The organism is Marinobacter sp. V032 (assembly GCF_052645435.1).
In genome coordinates this window covers 527301-544867 of sequence record NZ_JBQXYE010000001.1, presented here as the reverse complement: position 1 = coordinate 544867, position 17567 = coordinate 527301, and the positions used below count along the sequence as shown (strand labels likewise).

17 protein-coding genes are annotated in these 17567 nt (G+C 57.8%); 14 read left to right on the top strand and 3 right to left on the bottom strand.

Features of this window, described 5'->3' with window-relative positions:
- Nucleotides 1–87: 87 nt before the first annotated feature.
- From ACUN9X_RS02525 to ACUN9X_RS02470, 12 genes are all read left to right on the top strand, one after another.
- Entirely contained in the window at nt 88–1278 is a 1191-nt protein-coding gene (locus tag ACUN9X_RS02525; protein WP_445472099.1) for an efflux RND transporter periplasmic adaptor subunit, read from the top strand.
- Between the two features lie 4 nt (nt 1279–1282).
- Nucleotides 1283–4456 carry an efflux RND transporter permease subunit gene (locus ACUN9X_RS02520; RefSeq protein WP_445472098.1) on the top strand — a complete coding sequence of 1058 codons (3174 nt, stop codon included), beginning with the start codon at nt 1283–1285 and terminating at the stop codon, nt 4454–4456.
- 145 nt (nt 4457–4601) lie between these two features.
- Nucleotides 4602–5426 carry a MipA/OmpV family protein gene (locus ACUN9X_RS02515; RefSeq protein WP_445472097.1) on the top strand — a complete coding sequence of 275 codons (825 nt, stop codon included), beginning with the start codon at nt 4602–4604 and terminating at the stop codon, nt 5424–5426.
- Nucleotides 5427–5527: 101 nt separating this feature from the next.
- Nucleotides 5528–6529, top strand: a complete 1002-nt coding sequence (locus tag ACUN9X_RS02510; protein WP_445472096.1) for a lipid A deacylase LpxR family protein — start codon at nt 5528–5530, stop codon at nt 6527–6529.
- A 57-nt stretch (nt 6530–6586) separates the two neighbouring features.
- Entirely contained in the window at nt 6587–9070 is a 2484-nt protein-coding gene (hrpB, locus tag ACUN9X_RS02505) for an ATP-dependent helicase HrpB (protein WP_445473167.1), read from the top strand.
- Nucleotides 9071–9278: 208 nt separating this feature from the next.
- Nucleotides 9279–9728 carry a hypothetical protein gene (locus ACUN9X_RS02500; RefSeq protein ID WP_445472095.1) on the top strand — a complete coding sequence of 150 codons (450 nt, stop codon included), beginning with the start codon at nt 9279–9281 and terminating at the stop codon, nt 9726–9728.
- A 151-nt stretch (nt 9729–9879) separates the two neighbouring features.
- A complete protein-coding gene (locus tag ACUN9X_RS02495) occupies nt 9880–10206 on the top strand; it encodes a DUF2834 domain-containing protein (protein ID WP_445472094.1) in 327 nt (108 codons plus the stop codon).
- Nucleotides 10207–10287: 81 nt separating this feature from the next.
- Complete coding sequence (locus ACUN9X_RS02490; protein WP_445472093.1) at nt 10288–10926, top strand: glutathione S-transferase family protein; 639 nt, start codon at nt 10288–10290, stop codon at nt 10924–10926.
- A 95-nt stretch (nt 10927–11021) separates the two neighbouring features.
- Nucleotides 11022–11573, top strand: coding sequence for a YdeI/OmpD-associated family protein (locus ACUN9X_RS02485; RefSeq protein WP_445472092.1), 552 nt, complete (start codon nt 11022–11024; stop codon nt 11571–11573).
- Between the two features lie 97 nt (nt 11574–11670).
- Nucleotides 11671–12015 carry a hypothetical protein gene (locus ACUN9X_RS02480; RefSeq protein ID WP_445472091.1) on the top strand — a complete coding sequence of 115 codons (345 nt, stop codon included), beginning with the start codon at nt 11671–11673 and terminating at the stop codon, nt 12013–12015.
- Between the two features lie 124 nt (nt 12016–12139).
- Complete coding sequence (locus tag ACUN9X_RS02475; protein ID WP_445472090.1) at nt 12140–12580, top strand: GNAT family N-acetyltransferase; 441 nt, start codon at nt 12140–12142, stop codon at nt 12578–12580.
- A 124-nt stretch (nt 12581–12704) separates the two neighbouring features.
- On the top strand, nt 12705–13670 hold the full coding sequence (locus ACUN9X_RS02470; RefSeq protein ID WP_260037324.1) for a zinc-binding metallopeptidase family protein: 966 nt from the start codon (nt 12705–12707) through the stop codon (nt 13668–13670).
- Nucleotides 13671–13736: 66 nt separating this feature from the next.
- Here the strand turns inward: ACUN9X_RS02470 and ACUN9X_RS02465 are convergent, their stop codons facing one another.
- Nucleotides 13737–14237: a lactoylglutathione lyase family protein gene (locus ACUN9X_RS02465; RefSeq protein WP_445472089.1), complete on the bottom strand. Its 501-nt coding sequence runs from the start codon at nt 14235–14237 to the stop codon at nt 13737–13739.
- Nucleotides 14238–14331: 94 nt separating this feature from the next.
- Between ACUN9X_RS02465 and ACUN9X_RS02460 the strand changes: the two genes are divergently transcribed.
- Together ACUN9X_RS02460 and ACUN9X_RS02455 are read left to right on the top strand one after the other, a co-directional pair.
- Nucleotides 14332–15201, top strand: a complete 870-nt coding sequence (locus tag ACUN9X_RS02460) for a LysR family transcriptional regulator (RefSeq protein WP_445472088.1) — start codon at nt 14332–14334, stop codon at nt 15199–15201.
- Nucleotides 15202–15351: 150 nt separating this feature from the next.
- Nucleotides 15352–15735: a DUF2750 domain-containing protein gene (locus ACUN9X_RS02455; RefSeq protein WP_260037322.1), complete on the top strand. Its 384-nt coding sequence runs from the start codon at nt 15352–15354 to the stop codon at nt 15733–15735.
- A 56-nt stretch (nt 15736–15791) separates the two neighbouring features.
- Here ACUN9X_RS02455 and ltaE read toward each other — a convergent pair whose 3' ends face one another.
- Nucleotides 15792–16805: a low-specificity L-threonine aldolase gene (gene ltaE, locus ACUN9X_RS02450; protein WP_445472087.1), complete on the bottom strand. Its 1014-nt coding sequence runs from the start codon at nt 16803–16805 to the stop codon at nt 15792–15794.
- A gap of 97 nt (nt 16806–16902) precedes the next feature.
- Nucleotides 16903–17541: a Vgb family protein gene (locus tag ACUN9X_RS02445; protein WP_445472086.1), complete on the bottom strand. Its 639-nt coding sequence runs from the start codon at nt 17539–17541 to the stop codon at nt 16903–16905.
- Nucleotides 17542–17567 lie beyond the last annotated feature (26 nt).

The window sequence follows — 17567 nt, the reverse complement described above, 5'->3', positions numbered from 1 at the left end:
ATTGCAGTCATCCCTTTTGTGTTGCCCCCGGTTTTGGCTGAAGTGCTCCGGCCTGACCTGCACCTGTTGATATAGAGGTTTCTGCCCATGCGATATGCCTTCCTGCCCCCCTTGATCACGCTGACTTTGGCAGCCCTGCTGGCAGGTTGCAGTGATTCTGAAGCGCCAGCCCAGAGTGGCGGTGCTCGCCCTGCTCCGGAAGCCGGCTACATCACCATCGAGCCTGAAGCCTTTACGCTGGTAAACGAGTTGCCGGGCCGTACATCGCCTTATCAGGTGGCTGAAGTCCGGCCCCAGGTCACCGGTATTCTGGAAAAGCGGTTGTTTAACGAAGGCAACACCGTAGAAGCCGGCGATGCCCTTTACCAGATTGATGACAAGCTCTATCAGGCCTCACTGGCGAGCGCCAAGGCAGATCTGGCCTCGACACAGGCAACCCTCAAGACCGCGCAGCTGAAGTCGGATCGCTACGAAAAACTGATCAAAAGCGGCGCAGTGAGTCAGCAGGATCTGGATGAAGTGCGTTCATCCCTGAGTGAAAACCAGGCCCGGGTTGCGGCGGGAAAAGCCGCGGTGCAAACGGCCACGATCAACCTTGAGTACACCACCATCAAGGCGCCGATCAGCGGTCGTATCGGGCGCTCGGCAGTGACAGCCGGTGCGCTGGTAACCGCTAATCAGGCCACCTCACTGGTCACCATTCGTCAGCTTGATCCCATTTATGTGGATCTGACTCAGTCCTACGCTGATATGCAGGCACTGCGTAATTCAATGGAGCAGGGTCAGCTCGAAACCCTGGGTGAAGATAAGGCGGCCGTTACCCTGGTCGATGAAAACGGCAAAACCTACGACCAGAAAGGCACCTTGCAGTTCTCCGAATTTTCGGTCGACGAAAACACCGGTTCTGTCACCTTGCGGGCGCTGTTTCCCAATCCGAATGGTGAATTGCTTCCCGGCATGTTCGTACGCGCGCGATTGCCTCAGGGTGAACAGCAACAGGCTATTCTGGTGCCGCAGCGGGGGATTTCCCGCGATCCCAGTGGCCAGGCTACAGCAATGGTCATCGGCGAAGGCGATAAGGTTGAAAAGCGTAAGGTCGTGACCGAGAAAGCAGTCGGCAATCGCTGGCTGATTCGTGACGGACTGGCAAAAGGCGATCGCCTGATTGTGGATGGCCTGCAGAAGATCGGCCCGGGCGCACAGGTAAAGCCGGTTGATGTGAACGCGCAAAAGACCGGGACCGATTCGTCCGCACCGGCAGACGCAGGGCAGGGCTGATCTGATGGCGCATTTTTTTATCGACCGACCGATCTTTGCCTGGGTTATCGCCATCATCATGATGATGGCCGGTGGCCTGGCGATTTATTCCCTTCCGGTGGAGCAGTATCCTACCGTTGCGCCGCCTGAAGTCAGCATATCGGCGAACTATCCCGGTGCTTCGTCCGAAGCGGTGGAAGACTCGGTAACCCAGGTGATCGAGCAGGAAATGAACGGTATCGACAACCTGCTCTACATGGCCTCGACCAGTGATTCCTCGGGCAACGCCTCGGTGACACTGACCTTCGCCGCAGGCACCGATCCGGATATTGCCCAGGTACAGGTGCAGAACAAGCTGCAACTGGCAACGCCCCGCCTGCCGCAGGTTGTGCAGCAACAAGGTGTGCAGGTAACCAAATCATCTGACAGCTTTTTGATGGTGGCGGCTTTTACCGACAAAAACGAAACCATGACAAGGGCTGACCTGTCGGACTATGTCGCCGCCAACATTCAGGATGCTATCAGTCGAACCCAGGGCGTGGGCCAGGTGCAATTGTTCGGTGCCCAGTATTCGATGCGAATCTGGCTTAACCCGAACAAACTGACCGAGTTCAACCTCACTCCGGCGGACGCGATCGGCGCGATCCAGGTTCAGAACAATCAGGTCGCCGGTGGCCAGTTGGGGGGGACGCCCTCAGTCGACGATCAGCAACTGAATGCGTCCATCGTGGTCCAGACCCTGATGGAAACGCCGGAAGAGTTCGGCAACATTCTGCTGAAAGTCACAGCTGATGGCTCAAAGGTGCTGTTGAAAGACGTCGCGCGCATCGAGCTGGGTGCCGAGAACTACGCGGTACAGGGCCGCTTTAACGGCCAGCCGGCGGCGGGTCTGGGGATCAACCTGGCGACCGGTGCGAACGCGCTGGACACAGGCAACGCCATCCGCGCCCGTATCGACGAGCTCAGTGCCTATTTCCCGGAAGGGATGCAGGTGAGCTACCCCTACGACACCACGCCGTTCGTCAGAATCTCGATTGAAGAAGTGGCAAAGACCCTGTTTGAAGGCATCATCCTGGTGTTCCTGGTCATGTACCTGTTCCTCCAGAACTTCCGGGCTACGCTGATTCCGACCATCGCGGTGCCGGTGGTTCTGCTGGGCACTTTCGGTGTTCTGTTCGCCTTCGGTTTCACAGTGAACACCTTGACGATGTTCGGCATGGTGCTCGCCATCGGCTTGCTGGTGGATGATGCGATTGTCGTAGTTGAGAACGTTGAACGGGTAATGTCTGAAGAGGGGCTGGGGCCGGTAGAGGCCACCCGTAAATCCATGAGCCAGATTACCGGCGCACTGGTTGGCATCGCGCTGGTGCTGTCGGCAGTGTTTATTCCCATGGCCTTCTTCCCCGGCTCAACCGGCGCTATCTACCGCCAGTTCTCGATCACCATTGTGTCGGCGATGGTGCTGTCGGTACTGACGGCGATGATCCTGACGCCGGCCCTGTGCGCCACCATGCTCAAGCCACACAAGGGCGACCACCACACCAAGGGTGGGTTCTTTGGCTGGTTTAACCGCAGCTTTGAGAGCGCCAGCGGACGCTATCAGGGGCGGGTGGAAAAAATCCTCGGACGTCGTGGCCGCTACCTGTTCATGTATCTGCTGATAGTGCTGGCGCTGGGCTACAGCTTTATGCGTCTGCCCACCGCCTTCCTGCCGGATGAAGATCAGGGGATTCTGCTGGCCCAGGTCCAGTTGCCGGTGGGGTCTACCCAGGAGCAGACCATCGACGTGCTCAAGAAAATGGAGCATCACTTCCTGGTAGAAGAATCCGACGTTGTGGAGTCGATGTTCTCGGTAGCAGGCTTCAGTTTTGCAGGCCAGGGCCAGAACTCCGGCCTCGCCTTTGTGCGTCTGAAAGACTGGGAGGATCGGGATCTGACCGAGGATGGCGTCGGTGCCATTATCGGCCGGGCCATGGGTGCTTTTTCGCAGGTGCGTGAGGCCATCATTTTTGCCCTCAACCCGCCGTCGATTCCGGCGCTGGGTGTCGCCAGTGGTTTCAACTTCCAGCTACAGGACCGGGCGGGTCAGGGGCACGACGCACTGGTTGAAGCGCGCAACACCCTGTTGGGCAAGGCCAACCAGGATCCGGCGATGGTGCAGGTGCGCTACAACGGCCTGCCCGATGCCCCGCAATACCGGCTGGATGTAGACCGCCAGAAAGCCAAGGCAATGGGCGTTTCGCTGGAAGACATCAACACCACGTTGGCGGTGGCCTGGGGTTCCAGCTACGTCAACGATTTTGTTGATCGCGGCCGGATCAAGCGGGTGTATATGCAGGCCGATGCACCCTACCGAATGCTGCCGAACGACATCAACAACTGGTATGTCCGTAACGGTGAGGGCGATATGGTGCCATTCTCCAGTTTCTCCACGGGCGAGTGGACTTATGGCCCGCAGCAGCTTCAACGCTATAACGGCGTCTCATCGGTGAATATTCAGGGCAACGCCGCACCGGGGTTCAGTACCGGTGACGCAATGAATGCGTTGGAGCAACTGACCCGCGACTTGCCTGAAGGTTTCGGCTTCGAATGGACCGGCCTCTCCTATCAGGAGCGTGAGTCCGGCAACCAGGCGCCCGCGCTCTACGCCCTGTCGTTGATGATCGTCTTCCTGTGTCTGGCAGCCCTGTACGAGAGCTGGTCGATCCCGTTTGCGGTGTTGCTGGTGGTGCCTCTGGGGGTTCTCGGTGCGGTACTGGCGGCCACCATGCGCGGTCTGGATAACGATGTCTTCTTCCAGGTGGGCCTGCTGACCACCATCGGCCTGTCAGCGAAGAACGCGATCCTGATCGCCGAATTTGCATTGGAGCTTGAACAAAAAGGCCGGGGCCTGCTCAAGGCCACTCTGGAAGCGGTGCATATGAGGTTGCGGCCGATCCTGATGACCTCCCTCGCCTTCATGCTGGGCGTCACGCCACTGATGATCAGCACAGGCGCGGGGTCTGGTGCGCGTAACGCCATCGGTACCGGGGTATTTGGCGGTATGTTGACGGCCACGGTGCTGGCGATCTTCTTCATCCCGCTGTTCTACGTGGTGGTGCGGCGGATTTCGGGGGTGCCGCTGGTCAATGACAGTGATCACGACAACAGCGACCATCAGGACGTACCCGTTCTGGACGATCCGGCCCGGCGATCGTAATCACAATGCCCGCCTTGCCATGCCCCGGCGGGCAGTCGACATCCGCCCCGCAATGCCGGGGCGGCCTCTTTAATACAATTTGAATACGCGTCGTATAACCTCGGACATCGGGTGTTTGGATACGTGAACAAGTAAGGATAGGGTAATGATATTACGTAATTGGATGCCGCTGGCGCTGGTGGCAAGCGTCTGTCTCATGACCGGCACTGCGGCCGCCCAGAGCGAAGATGCCGACAATGAAAAACCCCGTGCCAGCAAATCATCCCAGAGCGCCAGCGCTGAAGATGACTGGCAGGTGATGGCCGGATTGGGTGTTGGTATTGCCCCGGAATATCGCGGTGCTGACAGCTATGCCGCCATACCGCTTCCCTATTTCAGCGTGAGCAAAGGGCGTTTTTTTGCGGATATACTCAGAGGCATCGGCTGGAAGGTCATCCAGACTGAAAACTGGACCCTCGCACCGACCATCTCCTATGCCCGCGGCCGGGACAACGAAGGCGCGATCAGTGCCTTTGATGATGTCAGCGACAGCGCTATGGCCGGCGTGTTACTCAACTGGCAGTCGGGCCACTGGGAGCTGGATTCCGATCTGGCCACCCCTGTCACTGGCGATCTCGAAGGTTGGCGCCTGCGGAGCTACGTCCGCTACCGTGCCCGCATAACCGAGCGTCTGAGCTATGCCATCGGACCCGGCGCAACCTGGGCTGACAGCGACTGGAACGACTCGCTCTACGGTGTTTCGGCAGCGGATGCCGCGCGATCAGGCCTCGACGCCTACCGTGCGGACGACAGCCACTTCAGAACCAGTCTGAACGGTCGTCTCAGTTATTACCTCACCCGCAAGCTCAACGTCTCGCTGATCGCCCGCTACAGCCGGCTCTACGGTGACGCGGCAGACAGCCCGATCGTCAAAGACGTGGGCGACGCCAATCAGTTGTTTGGCAGTGTGCTGGCAACGTACAAGTTCTAATCATTTGCCTGTGCCCAACCGGGCAGCGGTGCTCCAATACAGATAGCCGCTGCCTGCCCCGAATCTGAAAATATGATGTGACATCGGAACCATTTGCCCCTATGAGTCAATCGTCCTCTGCGTTACGCGCAGGCATTTTCTTTTTTCTGGTGGGGGCTCATACGGTGCAGGCCGACACGCTCAACCTGTCCTGGGACAATGACCTGCTGGCGGCTTCGGACAAAGGCTATACCAATGGCCTACGTTTCTCTTACCTGACGGAAGCGGCCAGCGGCGGCCCTGACCGCTGTCATCTATGCCTGGCAGACCATGCGAGCGAGGGGTTGGCATGGCTGCCCGGCATTGGCGACGTCGGTAACCATCACGGGGTCGCTTTCAGCCTGAGTCAGTTGATGTTTACTCCCGAAAACATTGAGGCGACGACGCCCCAATATGATGACACTCCCTATGCGGGCTATCTGTCAGGCGTTGCCATGCTCTGGAGCTGGAATGATCGGAGCATTACCGGTTACGGCTTAATCGTCGGCGTAGTGGGCCCGGAATCCGGCGCCGAAAATGCCCAGAAGTGGGCGCATAAACTCACGGGTAGCGATAACCCCAAAGGCTGGGACAATCAGCTCGGCAACGATGCCATTGGCGGTATCCAGGCATTACACGCCGAGCGACTGCTCCGCGCCACCAGTGCTGATGACTTTACTTCCGAAATAACCTGGGGCACCGGCGTGCGCTTGTCCAACTTCATCACCAATGCCGAACTGGGCGTCGCATGGCGTATAGGCACCCATCTGCCCCACAATTTCATTCCCGACTATTCCGGTGCATCATCAACCATCGGCTTACCGGGTGCGACAGACGCGACTGCTGCCGGCTGGTCTTTGTTTGCCGGGCTGGGCACGGAGTGGGTGCCCTACTCCTATCTGGATGACCGCTCAGGCCCCTACACGTTCGAACAAAGGCCATTTGTAGGATATGCGGGTATTGGTGTTGGCTGGCATTTTCCGGGCTTCCAGGCTGCCTTCACGCTGAAGGCCTCCACCAGCCCTGATAAAACCAGCAAAGAGGCGTTACGCTTTGGCACTCTATCGGCCAACTGGCAGCTTTAACGCTTCATACTGACAGTGCACTAGGCGTTGGCGTCGTTTCCCGGCATCATCGTGACCATGCTACCGATCGACGCCCTGTTACCCGACCTGCTCACCACCCTCGCCGACCACACCACCGTGCTGTTGCAGGCGCCACCGGGGGCCGGTAAAACCACTCGTGTGCCACTTGCCCTGCTGGGTGCAAACTGGCGCGGCGATGGCCGCATTCTGATGCTGGAACCGCGCCGTATCGCCGCCCGTGCGGCAGCCACCTTCATGGCGAAGCAACTGGGTGAGAAGCCTGGCGAAACCGTCGGCTACCGCACCCGGCTGGATACCCGCGTATCAGCCCGCACCCGCATTGAAGTCGTCACCGAAGGTATCCTGACCCGGATGATCCAGCAGGACCCGGCGCTGGAAGACTATGCCGCCATCCTGTTTGACGAATTCCACGAGCGGTCTTTGCAGGCGGATCTGGGCCTGGCGCTGGTACGGGAATCCCAGCAGGCCCTGCGGGATGATCTGCGCGTCGTCGTCATGTCCGCCACGCTGGACACCGCGCCCCTGGCCAAATTGCTCGACGACGCGCCAGTGCTCACCAGCGAAGGCCGCGCCTACCCGGTCGACGTGCACTATCGGCCGTTACCGCCGTCATCCCATCGGCCACCCCGGTTACCGGATCACGTGGTTGCAGTGATCCGCGAGGCGCTGGCGGCTCAAACGGGCTCAATCCTCACTTTTCTACCCGGCGCGGGCGAAATCCGGCTGGTGGAGCGCCTGATTCGCCCCCATTTGCCACCCAACACCCACCTGACACCACTTTATGGCCAGTTGAAAGGTGAAGAGCAGGACCGCGCCATCCAGCCTGCACCGGAAGGCCAGCGCAAAATCGTACTGGCCACTGCCATCGCCGAAACCAGCCTGACCATCGATGGCGTGCGGGTTGTGATCGATGCAGGCCAGGCACGCCGTGCCGTGTTCGACCCCAACAGCGGCATGACCCGCCTGACCACCGGCCGGCTCTCCCAGGCCGCCGCCGAACAGCGCAAAGGGCGCGCGGGCCGAATCGAACCGGGTGTCTGCTATCGGCTGTGGAGTGAGTCCGAACAGCAAGGTCTCGCGGCCTTCACCGCGCCGGTAATCCTCGAAGCCGATCTGGCACCGCTGGCGCTGGAACTGGCGCAATGGGGCGCGCGTGATCCGGCAGATCTGGAATGGCTCAATCCGCCGCCGTCTGCTCACTGGGCCCAGGCCGTGACGCTGTTGCAATGGCTAGACCTGCTGGATAACGAAGGTGCGATCACCGAACACGGCCGGGCCGCACGGGAGCTGGGTATTCATCCGAGACTGGCGCACATGGTGCTGCTGGGACGCGAAATGGGGTATCCGGTGACGGCTGCCCGCTTGGCCGCCTTGCTGGGCGAGCGGGATTTTCTCGGCCCCCATGCCGGCGCTGATATGACGCACCGGCTGCAACTGCTGACCGGCGAGTACCGTGCCCCCAATCTCGATCGGGGCCGGCTCGATGCACTGAAGCATGCAGTCGATAAACTACTGCCAGACCGCAAAGCCCAAGACCGGGACGATAGCCTTCCCGCCGGACGTTTGTTAGCGCTCGCATACCCGGATCGCATTGCGCGGCGACGCCCCGGTGATGCCAGCCGTTATCAGCTGAGTAATGGCCGTGGCGCGCGTTTGCGAGATGAAGACGGGCTCGGCCAAAGCCCCTGGCTGGTGGCCGCCGAACTTGATGGCCAGACCCGCGAATCGCAAATTTACCTTGCAGCATCTGTGGATCTGGCAGAACTGGAAACCGATCTCGCAGCCCACATCACCCTCACCGACGACGCCCGCTGGGATGACGCCCGCGGCACCGTCACCGCTCAACGGGTAAAACGCCTCGGCGCACTTATACTCGAACAAAAAGCGTTGCCTGACCCTGGTCCGGAACAAATCCAGCTCGGCCTGCTCACCGCCGTGCGGGAAAAAGGCATCCACAGCCTTCCCTGGACCGACACCGCCCGCCAGTGGTGTGCCCGCGTACAGCACATGCGCACCCTTGAACCGGAACACTGGCCCGACACCCGCGAACACGCCCTGCTCGAAACTGTCGAAAACTGGCTGGCCCCATACCTCGCCGGCGTCCGTAACTGGAAAGGGCTGCAACAGATCAACCTGCATGACGCACTCAACACCCTGCTGGATTACCCCCGCCAACAGACCCTGAACCGTGAACTGCCTACCACTCTGGAAATCCCGACAGGCCAACGTGTCACGCTGGACTACACTACCGACAATGGCCCGGTACTATCGACCAAACTCCAGACCCTGTTCGGCTGGACCGAAACACCCAAACTGGCAAACGGACGCCTGCCCGTCGTCATCCACCTGCTGTCCCCGGCTCAACGCCCTCTGGCGGTAACGGCAGATCTCGCAAGCTTCTGGACGCAAGCCTACCCGGAAGTAAGGAAGGAACAACGCGGGCGGTATCCAAAACACCCGTGGCCGGAAGATCCGCTAACGGCGGAGGCGAAGGTGGGTACCAAGAAATCGGGACGATGAGCACTACCGTCATAGTGCGGTTGTTTATACAGTGTTATTGAAAGAGCAAATAATAGAGGCAGCGCGATTGCAGGATGGTGATGCCTGATATTCGTAAGTTGTTGTTTGAAAAATAAGAAAGATGGCGTTCGATGTTTGTCAGTAATAATGAAGCGGTCAGGTTTGTGCAATATCGAAGCGTTCTATCTAACCACTGTTAAGCACAAAAATGGATATAGAGACAGTTTCCCATCTAATAGAAGGTTACCTACTTGCGCTTAGAAGATTGAGTGGGAATCGGTGCGACTTTTGGTCGCTAACTACACCGCTGAAAGATGATGTTGAGAACAGCTTGAAGGCCTATTTTTCAGGTATCGATGCGGAGACAACGATTATCGGCAAAACCGCAATTGGATACGCCGAGCTTGAAACTCATCTGGATCAACATCTTTTCTCAAGGCTAGAAGGCGGTGAGGAAATCCATCGCGAGCTTTTTGGTTGGGACATTGTTGAGTTCATCCAAATGTCCTATCGAGAACTAGAGCCGGAAATTGATCCTCTGCGCTCGCGGCAAGCAATGTGTTTTGATGTTAGTTCGCGATTCTATGGCGAGCATTTTTACCTTGCCGTTCCGGTCAAGGAAACAGTCTTGATCATCGGTCTAGGTGCACGAGCTTAACAAGGCCATCAAATTCGCTATGCACTTCCCCCACTTCAATAGACACGCATCGATAACTGCGCGCTTGGATGTGTTTTGTATTGCGATCGAAGCTCAAAAACTTAAAAAACGCGTCAATTAGGGCGTGGATATCCCCCAATCAAGGAAGATTATGAGAGTCTCGAAGTTCCCGCTGATTATTCTGTGCCTGTTTATGGGCTTCACCTTTTGGGTTATGGCAGGCGCAGAGCAGTCGCTCTTGGCGTTTGGCTTCCAGCTGATGTCCAGTCCGGACACCGCTCAGGTTGTCATTGATCTCTATATCCTCGCCGTCTTGGCCTGTGTCTGGATGTACCAGGATGCGAAAAACCGAGGCAAAGGCTTGGGTTATCTTGTGCCATTTTTCATTGTGACAGCGGTGTTTGTTTCTGCAGGGCCGCTGCTATATTTAGTGCTGCGCGGTGAACGGAATGCTGAAGCTGCAACCAGCAACATATAACAAACTACAAAAGTGGATTTAAGGATGGTGGGGCGTATGCCCAGCATTGGATACGTCGCTGCCTGGAAATGGTGACACTGAATGGCGGATTTAATTCTCACTACTTTTGATTGGGTTCCGGAACTGCCGAGGGGCTATGTGCGCGACATGCGTGTGCGCTGGGCACTGGAAGAGGCTGGACTCGACTATCGCGTCGAGAGCGTGCCGTTCGGCGACAGGGGTGCGGAACATTTTGCGCATCAACCTTTCGGACAAGTCCCTTGGCTGACCAATGGCGACCGGTCCATCTTCGAAAGCGGCGCGATTCTGCTTCACTTGGGTGAGCGCAGTGACGCGTTGATGCCTGCCGATCGGAGTGCGCGCACAGAAGTGATCGAGTGGCTCTTCGCGGCGCTCAATTCTGTCGAGGCGGCAAGCCTGCCCTGGACTATATTCAAGTTCTCTGGCGACGTCACTGAAACGCCGGGGCGGGCGCATCTGGACGAGTTTCTCAAGGCCAGGCTCCGGCACATGGAGACGGTTTTGGCAGGCCGCGAATGGCTAACCCCAACTTTCTCCATCGCCGATATAATGATGGCTGACGTTCTGCGCCTGATCGACCGCTTTGAGGGTCTGCTGGAATACGCTGCTTGTCGTGACTATGTTGAGCGCGCTACGTCTCGCCCGGCTTTTCAGAAAGCGTATGCAGACCAGATGGCGCACTTCGCTGCGGCAGACTGAGAGTGACGATGTCTGTGCGAGGCCGATGGACGGCAGGGCTTCCTTGTCGGGCAGATGTTGAATCCAGCACCCCCGGATTTCTGAGGTGGAATAAAATGACGCAGAACGACACGAAATCCAGCTTTGATGCAAAATTGCTTCGCCCTGCTAACCCGGGCGACGATGCCTCGTGGGCCTTTGTGGTTCTACCTGAAGGTGCAAGCGCCAAGCTTCCCCGGCGAGGTCGAACAAGCGTAGAGGGCACGATTAACGGCCATGGTTTTCAGGCGACACTCGAGCCCGACGGTCAGCTCAGTCACTGGCTGCGGGTAGACGGCGCGCTACTCGAAGCAGCCGGTGTGAAAGTAGGTGATGTGGCGACGTTTGAGATCATGCCGGTGGAGCAGGAACCCGAACCTGAAGTACCGGCTGACCTGCTAGAGGCGTTAGCAGCGTCGCCAGAGGCTCGGGCGGTCTGGGATGATACAACGACCATCGCACGTCTGGACTGGATACATTGGGTCACTTCAGCCAAGCAACTCAAGACCCGTGACAAGCGAATTGGCGATGCCTGTGACATGCTGGCATCGGGCAAGCGGCGAGTGTGCTGTTTCGATCCCTCGGGTTACTACAGCAAAGCCCTTAAAGCACCCAAGGCGGCGGATTAAGCTCAACCGCTATGCGCTGGTCGTATCAATCAGAAACCCGAGCGGATATTTTTCGAAGGCACGCCCCGTTCAGCATTTAGCCCACAGAGAAGAGAATATGACGAATCAGATTAACAGCGAAAGCGCGGAACAGATCGGGCGGCCAATCATCGAGCGCATTATCAAAGCGCATTCAGATGCAGATTACGGCCAGCTTGTTGAGCTCATTCCCGACATGGAAGGGAAGTTACTGGAGGAAGAATTTATAGAGGCGGCGACAAGCCTGGAACCCCTGGGCACGGTCGCGTCGATTGAATACCTGGGGCATTTCAGTAAGGTGAAAGAGCACCTTGTGCTCTGGCGAGTCCGATACGAACTGGCGGAAGAGGATGTGCTCTGGCACCTGTATCTCTCAGATAATGAAGGTGAAATTAAGGCCGTCGGCTTGTTTTTTGATCTCTAGAGATGCTTTTTAGCAGGTATGCCCAGGCGAGTGCCAATGCGTGACCCTCGATTCTGCTGGAAGGCAACGATTCGAGACAGGCTTTTACCTGCATCCAACAGTATCAACAGGCAGTACCGACCCCATGCGTTACACCCTTCGACAGTCGCGTGCAGACGACATTGACTGGCTCTATGAATTGAACTGTGCGGCTTACCGTGAAGTTGTGGTGCGTCAGTTTGGTGGCTGGGATGACGCCTTACAGCGGCAGATCTTCTTCTCCAGATGGCAGGAGCCACGTGCAGCCCGGATCATTCAATCCGGAACGGAACGAATCGGTGTTCTGATTCTGGAGCAACGCGACGATTACGATTGGCTTCAGGAGATCCAGATCAGCCCGTATCACCAGGGCCAGGGTTTGGGATCGTCACTGTTGCGCGAATTGATTGCCGATGCGCGCTCACGAGGCGTGCCGGTTCGCCTCCAGGTGCTGCACGCTAACGAGGGTGCGCGGCGTTTATACGAGCGCTTGGGCTTTGTGGTGATACAGAAACTGGACAACCATCACCTGATGGAAATCGCATAGTGGCGACCTGTTCGCGATAACCGGGCGGCACCGGTTTCAGAATCGTCACCGATTTACGTTTCTAATAGGCCGATAGAGGCGTAGTGTCGGTAGTCGGTTTCCTTATCTGACAGAAGGCCTTTGTATGCGTGTCTTCGCCAATCCCGTTGGTTCTGGTTCACTTTGGTTCGACAACCTGGCTACTGCCGACGGCACTCCTGTGGCTTACGATCCTCAGGCTCGGGCTTTTCTTCCCATGCCGCCTTTCTGCGCGAACCGTGAGGTGATCGGCTGCAACTGGATCGCGCCGGAACAAGGCGCGTTCTGCCGCTCCTGTGCAATGACAGCGCTGGCCCCGGACCCTTCGATTCCCGATGCGATTCCCAACTGGGCCAATACAGAAGCCGCCAAACGGTGGGCGCTGGATAATCTCGGGCGCTGGCACTGGTTCCGTCCCGAAGATCCCGGCGTTCGCCCGGTCTTTCACATGCTGGCGGAAGGTGAGACGCCGGTGTTTATGGGCCATGCCCAGGGCGTTGTAACTATCAGTGTGGCCGAAGCTGAACCCGTGCTGCGCACTACGCGCCGCCAGGCACTTCACGAGCCCTACCGGACCATGATCGGTCATATGCGTCATGAAGTGGCCCACATGCTCTGGTGGCGGTTGAGTTTGCGCGACGATTTCCTCGACAGCTTCCGTGCCATGTTCGGCGACGAGCGTGCGGACTACACGGCGGCTCTCAAGCAACACTATGAAAATGGTCCGCCGCCCAACTGGAACCAGAACTTCCTGACCAGCTATGCCTCCACACACCCGCACGAAGACTGGGCCGAAACAGCCGCGCACATACTGCACCTGACGGATATCAGCGACAGTTTCGTGGCAGCGGGTCTGACTTCGCCAGAACTGCCCAGTCAAAACTGGGATCCCTATTCGGAACCGGATGCCGAGCGGCTGATACAAGTTGCCGCCACACTGGCGGTGGGGATCAATCACGTTAATCGCGCGATGGGGTTGTCGGATCTATACCCCTTCGTGCTGTCGGACGTTGCGCGCCGCAAGCTCGCCTTTGTGCATGACTGGCTGCGCCGGGGCGCCCAGGGGCGATGATGCAATGAGAAGGGGCGGACCGCTTGTGCCCGCCCCTGACCGGATAAACGCCGGTTGGCTTCAGCCTTAGTAGGCGCCCTCGCTGTATACCAGCTCGTAGCTGTGGCTGTAGATCTCCAGAATATTGCCGAACGGGTCTTCCATGTAAATCATGCGGTAGGGCTTCTCGCCGGGATAGTAATAGCGAGGCTTCTCCATCCGCTTTTTGCCGCCGGCTGCCACAATGCGCTCGGCCAGTTCTTCGACGTTGGGGTCTTGTACACAGAAGTGGAATACGCCGGTTTTCCAGTACTCAAAGTTGTTCTCGGGGTTTTCCTGGTTCTTGAACTCAAAGAGCTCAATGCCAATCCGGTCGCCGGTAGACAGGTGGGCGATACGGAAATTGCCCCAGCCTGCCCCGAACACGTCAGTGCACATTTCCCCAATGGGGCTGTCGTCTTCAATGACGTCGGTGGGTGCCATGATCAGGTACCAGCCCATCACTTCCGTATAGAACTCAACGGCTTTTTCCAGGTTGGGCACTGAAATGCCAATGTGTGAGAAGTTTCTCGGGTAGACGTTGCTCATAACCTTTCCTCCTGTATTAACGTTGAAGTCAGGTTACAAAGACTTGATGATTACGTAAAATTATCGTTTGTCATGTTAATGAGTATATTTTGTTATGATCAATCCGGTTTTGCTGCGCAGTTTTTGCACGCTTGTTGAAGTCGGGCATTTCACTCGTACTGCAGAGCGCCTGTTTATGACGCAATCTGGCGTCAGCCAGCATGTACGCAAGCTCGAACAGCTGCTGGGGCGACCGTTGCTGGTACGGCAGGGCAAGCAGTTCACACTCACGGATGCCGGTGAGCGCCTGTACCGTGAGGCGCGGCAAATCATCCGGTCATTGTCAGATCTTGAGCAGCGGGTTGGAGACGATCCGCCATATGAGGGGGCCGTGCGGGTGATGTCGCCGGGCAGTGTGGGCCTCAAGCTGTATCCCCATCTACTGGCGCTGCAGCAACAGCATCCGAAACTGACGATCGATTACCGGTTTGCACCGAACGCCGATGTGGAAAAAGCCATCGCCGGTGACAGCGTGGATATCGGGTTCATGACAAGTCTCTCCACTGTAGATGAAGTGAACTGTCAGCCCATCGCCCGGGAAGCGCTGTTTCTGGTGACGCCGTCGACAGTGAGAAACCCGGATTGGGAGACGTTGTTGCGGCTAGGGTTCATCGATCACCCTGACGGCGCCCATCATGCTGCCTTGTTGCTCGGCGCGAATTATCCCGAGTTCCAGCACAGTAACCTGTTTGCCAGGAAGGGCTTTTCCAACCAGATCAGCCTGATTCTCGAACCGGTGAGTATGGGGATGGGGTTTACGGTATTGCCAGCCCACGCAGTCGATGCATTTCCGAAACCGGAACTGATTACATGCCATCAGCTCCCTCATCCGGTCAGCGAAACGTTGTATCTCGGTATTAACCGCAACAGGTTCACGCCTGGCAGGGTGAATACGGTGATTGCCGAGGCCCGAAGGTGGCTTTAGTGTGTTGTTGTGTTCAGCGGGCGCGCCAGACGAGACACTGACGCCGCTAGCGAATAGGATAGCGGTCTACCCTGCCGATGGCATTGATCAGGCGTTGAGTCCACCAAATGCCACAGCGGCGAGGCAAAAATTCGATAAGCGAGTTAAACCATGAGTGATGACCAGCTACAAAGTGTGCTCGAATTGAATGGCGAAGAACGCTACGACTATTTTCTGAGCGAAGTCGCCGAAGATCGTGAGATCTGGATACTGGTAAATGCCGAAAACCGCTTCCTGAAAATCGTATCGGAAGACGGTGATGTTGAGTATCTGCCAGTTTGGCCACGCTCGGAGTTTGCTCTGGACTATGCCGAAGGTGCGGGGGACTTGAAGCCAAAGAGCATTTCCCTGCCGGAGTTCTTCAAGAAATGGGTGCCCGGGCTTGAGAGCGATGGTCTGGAAGTTGGTGTATTCCCGGGGCTGGACAAGACCCTGTGGATAACAGAGCCATCAGAACTGAAGAATGACCTGCAGGATGAAATGTCCCCGATGTGAGGGCCTGGCTCGCCCTGCTTTGGTCAGCCTGTTTCGAGGGGCGTCGTTACCGAGGATTATGCGCCTGAATAAAACTGTTTGATGGCGACAACGAGCTGATCGACGTCTTGTCGGCTTATATCCCGGTGGGTCACAAACCGAATTGGATCGCCCGCCGTGATCAGGATGCCCTGCCCGGCCAGCGCGTCACGTAATGCCACGGCGTGACCGGATCGGCAGCGGGCGTAGATGATGTTGGTCTGGGTTAAGGCCGGGTTGATGTCCAGCTGCGGAAGGTCGGCCAGGCAGGCCGTCAGGTACTCGGCGTTGTCGTGATCTTCATGCAATCTCAGTGGCCCCTGTTCCAGCGCGATGCGCCCTGCTGCCGCCAGAATGCCCGCCTGACGCATACCGCCGCCGAGCATCTTGCGCAGGCGTGTGGCCCGCTTGATAAATGCTTCCGAACCCAACAGCAGTGAGCCTACCGGCGCGCCCAACCCTTTTGACAGGCAGACGCTCACCGAGTCGTAGTGCTGGGTTATCTCCGTGACATCACAGCCGGTTTTGACTGCTGCGTTAAAGACCCGGGCGCCATCAAGGTGCAATAGAAGCTGATGATCGTCGCAAAAGGCACGTGCCTTTTGCTGGTAATCCAGCGACAGCACTTTTCCGCCGATGGTGTTTTCCAGTGATAGCAGGCGGGTCATGGCGAAATGGAAGTCGTCGGCCTTGATGGCGGCGCGCGCCTTGTTCAGGTCGATGCTGCCATCGGGCTCGTTCTCAATAGGCTGCGGTTGAACACTGCCGAGCACCGCCGCGCCGCCGCCTTCGTAGCGGTAGTTGTGAGCGGATTGGCCACACAGGTACTCGTCGCCACGACCACAGTGGCTCATGATGGCCAGGAGGTTGGCCTGGGTGCCGGTTGCGGTAAACAGTGCAGATTCAAAGCCGAACCTGTCAGCGGCGTAGGCTTCCAGGCCGTTGACGGTCGGGTCGTCGCCATACACATCATCGCCGACTTCCGCGCTGGCCATCGCCTGGCGCATGGCCTGTGTGGGGCGGGTAACGGTGTCACTGCGAAAATCGATCATGGTGGCGGCGCCTTTTGAGTCACGAGATGCACTCTATTCTACAGGGCGCCGCCAGGCAGGGAATGGGGTGAGCTGAAACGACCGTGAACTTACCGGGCTAACCGGTTCTTCCAGGCCGACGAACGACTCTCAGCTTGCCACTGCCGCCACCGCCGCAGAAGAATCGGTCGCCGCCGTTGGACTCCAGCCCGGAAACTCCCACGCCGGCTGGCAGGGTGATACTTTCCAATACTTCGCCGGTATCCTGCCTGATGTGCCTCAAGTCACTCTCGCTGTTTTCCCAGGTGCCGTGCCAGAGCTCACCATCAACCCAGGTCACGCCGGTTACAAAACGGTCGGAGTCCAGGGTGTTGAGCACCTTTCCGGTTTCCGGATCCAGCTGCTGGATATTGCGGTTTTCGTAGCCGCCCACCCAAAGCGCGCCTTCGGCCCAGGCAAGGCCTGAACAGGCCTCACCGGGTGCCGGGATAGTGGCAATCACCTGGCCGTTATCCGGGTTAATCTTCTGGATGCGATCGCCGGCGATCTGGAACAGGTGTCGGCCATCGAAAGCCGTGCCGGCATTGGCGGTTACGTTGAGCGATCTGACGGTTTTGCCACTCTCCGGATCAAGGGCGTTGAGCTTGTCTCCCGACGCAAACCAGACATGCTGGCCGTCAAAGCTCACGCCATGCACGGCATCGGCTTCATTGAATGGCCCGTATTCGCACAGAATCTCTGCTGCTGTTTGTTTCATGTTCGTCTCCCGGTTGATGGACTGCA

Bases quoted from the DNA above. Each gene is read 5' to 3' on its own strand.
- ACUN9X_RS02525 (WP_445472099.1), top strand. From the start codon at position 88: ATGCGATATGCCTTCCTGCCCCCCTTGATCACGCTGACTTTGGCAGCC.
- ACUN9X_RS02520 (WP_445472098.1), top strand. From the start codon at position 1,283: ATGGCGCATTTTTTTATCGACCGACCGATCTTTGCCTGGGTTATCGCC.
- ACUN9X_RS02515 (WP_445472097.1), top strand. From the start codon at position 4,602: ATGATATTACGTAATTGGATGCCGCTGGCGCTGGTGGCAAGCGTCTGT.
- ACUN9X_RS02510 (WP_445472096.1), top strand. From the start codon at position 5,528: ATGAGTCAATCGTCCTCTGCGTTACGCGCAGGCATTTTCTTTTTTCTG.
- hrpB (WP_445473167.1), top strand. From the start codon at position 6,587: ATGCTACCGATCGACGCCCTGTTACCCGACCTGCTCACCACCCTCGCC.
- ACUN9X_RS02500 (WP_445472095.1), top strand. From the start codon at position 9,279: ATGGATATAGAGACAGTTTCCCATCTAATAGAAGGTTACCTACTTGCG.
- ACUN9X_RS02495 (WP_445472094.1), top strand. From the start codon at position 9,880: ATGAGAGTCTCGAAGTTCCCGCTGATTATTCTGTGCCTGTTTATGGGC.
- ACUN9X_RS02490 (WP_445472093.1), top strand. From the start codon at position 10,288: ATGGCGGATTTAATTCTCACTACTTTTGATTGGGTTCCGGAACTGCCG.
- ACUN9X_RS02485 (WP_445472092.1), top strand. From the start codon at position 11,022: ATGACGCAGAACGACACGAAATCCAGCTTTGATGCAAAATTGCTTCGC.
- ACUN9X_RS02480 (WP_445472091.1), top strand. From the start codon at position 11,671: ATGACGAATCAGATTAACAGCGAAAGCGCGGAACAGATCGGGCGGCCA.
- ACUN9X_RS02475 (WP_445472090.1), top strand. From the start codon at position 12,140: ATGCGTTACACCCTTCGACAGTCGCGTGCAGACGACATTGACTGGCTC.
- ACUN9X_RS02470 (WP_260037324.1), top strand. From the start codon at position 12,705: ATGCGTGTCTTCGCCAATCCCGTTGGTTCTGGTTCACTTTGGTTCGAC.
- ACUN9X_RS02465 (WP_445472089.1), bottom strand. From the start codon at position 14,237: ATGAGCAACGTCTACCCGAGAAACTTCTCACACATTGGCATTTCAGTG.
- ACUN9X_RS02460 (WP_445472088.1), top strand. From the start codon at position 14,332: ATGATCAATCCGGTTTTGCTGCGCAGTTTTTGCACGCTTGTTGAAGTC.
- ACUN9X_RS02455 (WP_260037322.1), top strand. From the start codon at position 15,352: ATGAGTGATGACCAGCTACAAAGTGTGCTCGAATTGAATGGCGAAGAA.
- ltaE (WP_445472087.1), bottom strand. From the start codon at position 16,805: ATGATCGATTTTCGCAGTGACACCGTTACCCGCCCCACACAGGCCATG.
- ACUN9X_RS02445 (WP_445472086.1), bottom strand. From the start codon at position 17,541: ATGAAACAAACAGCAGCAGAGATTCTGTGCGAATACGGGCCATTCAAT.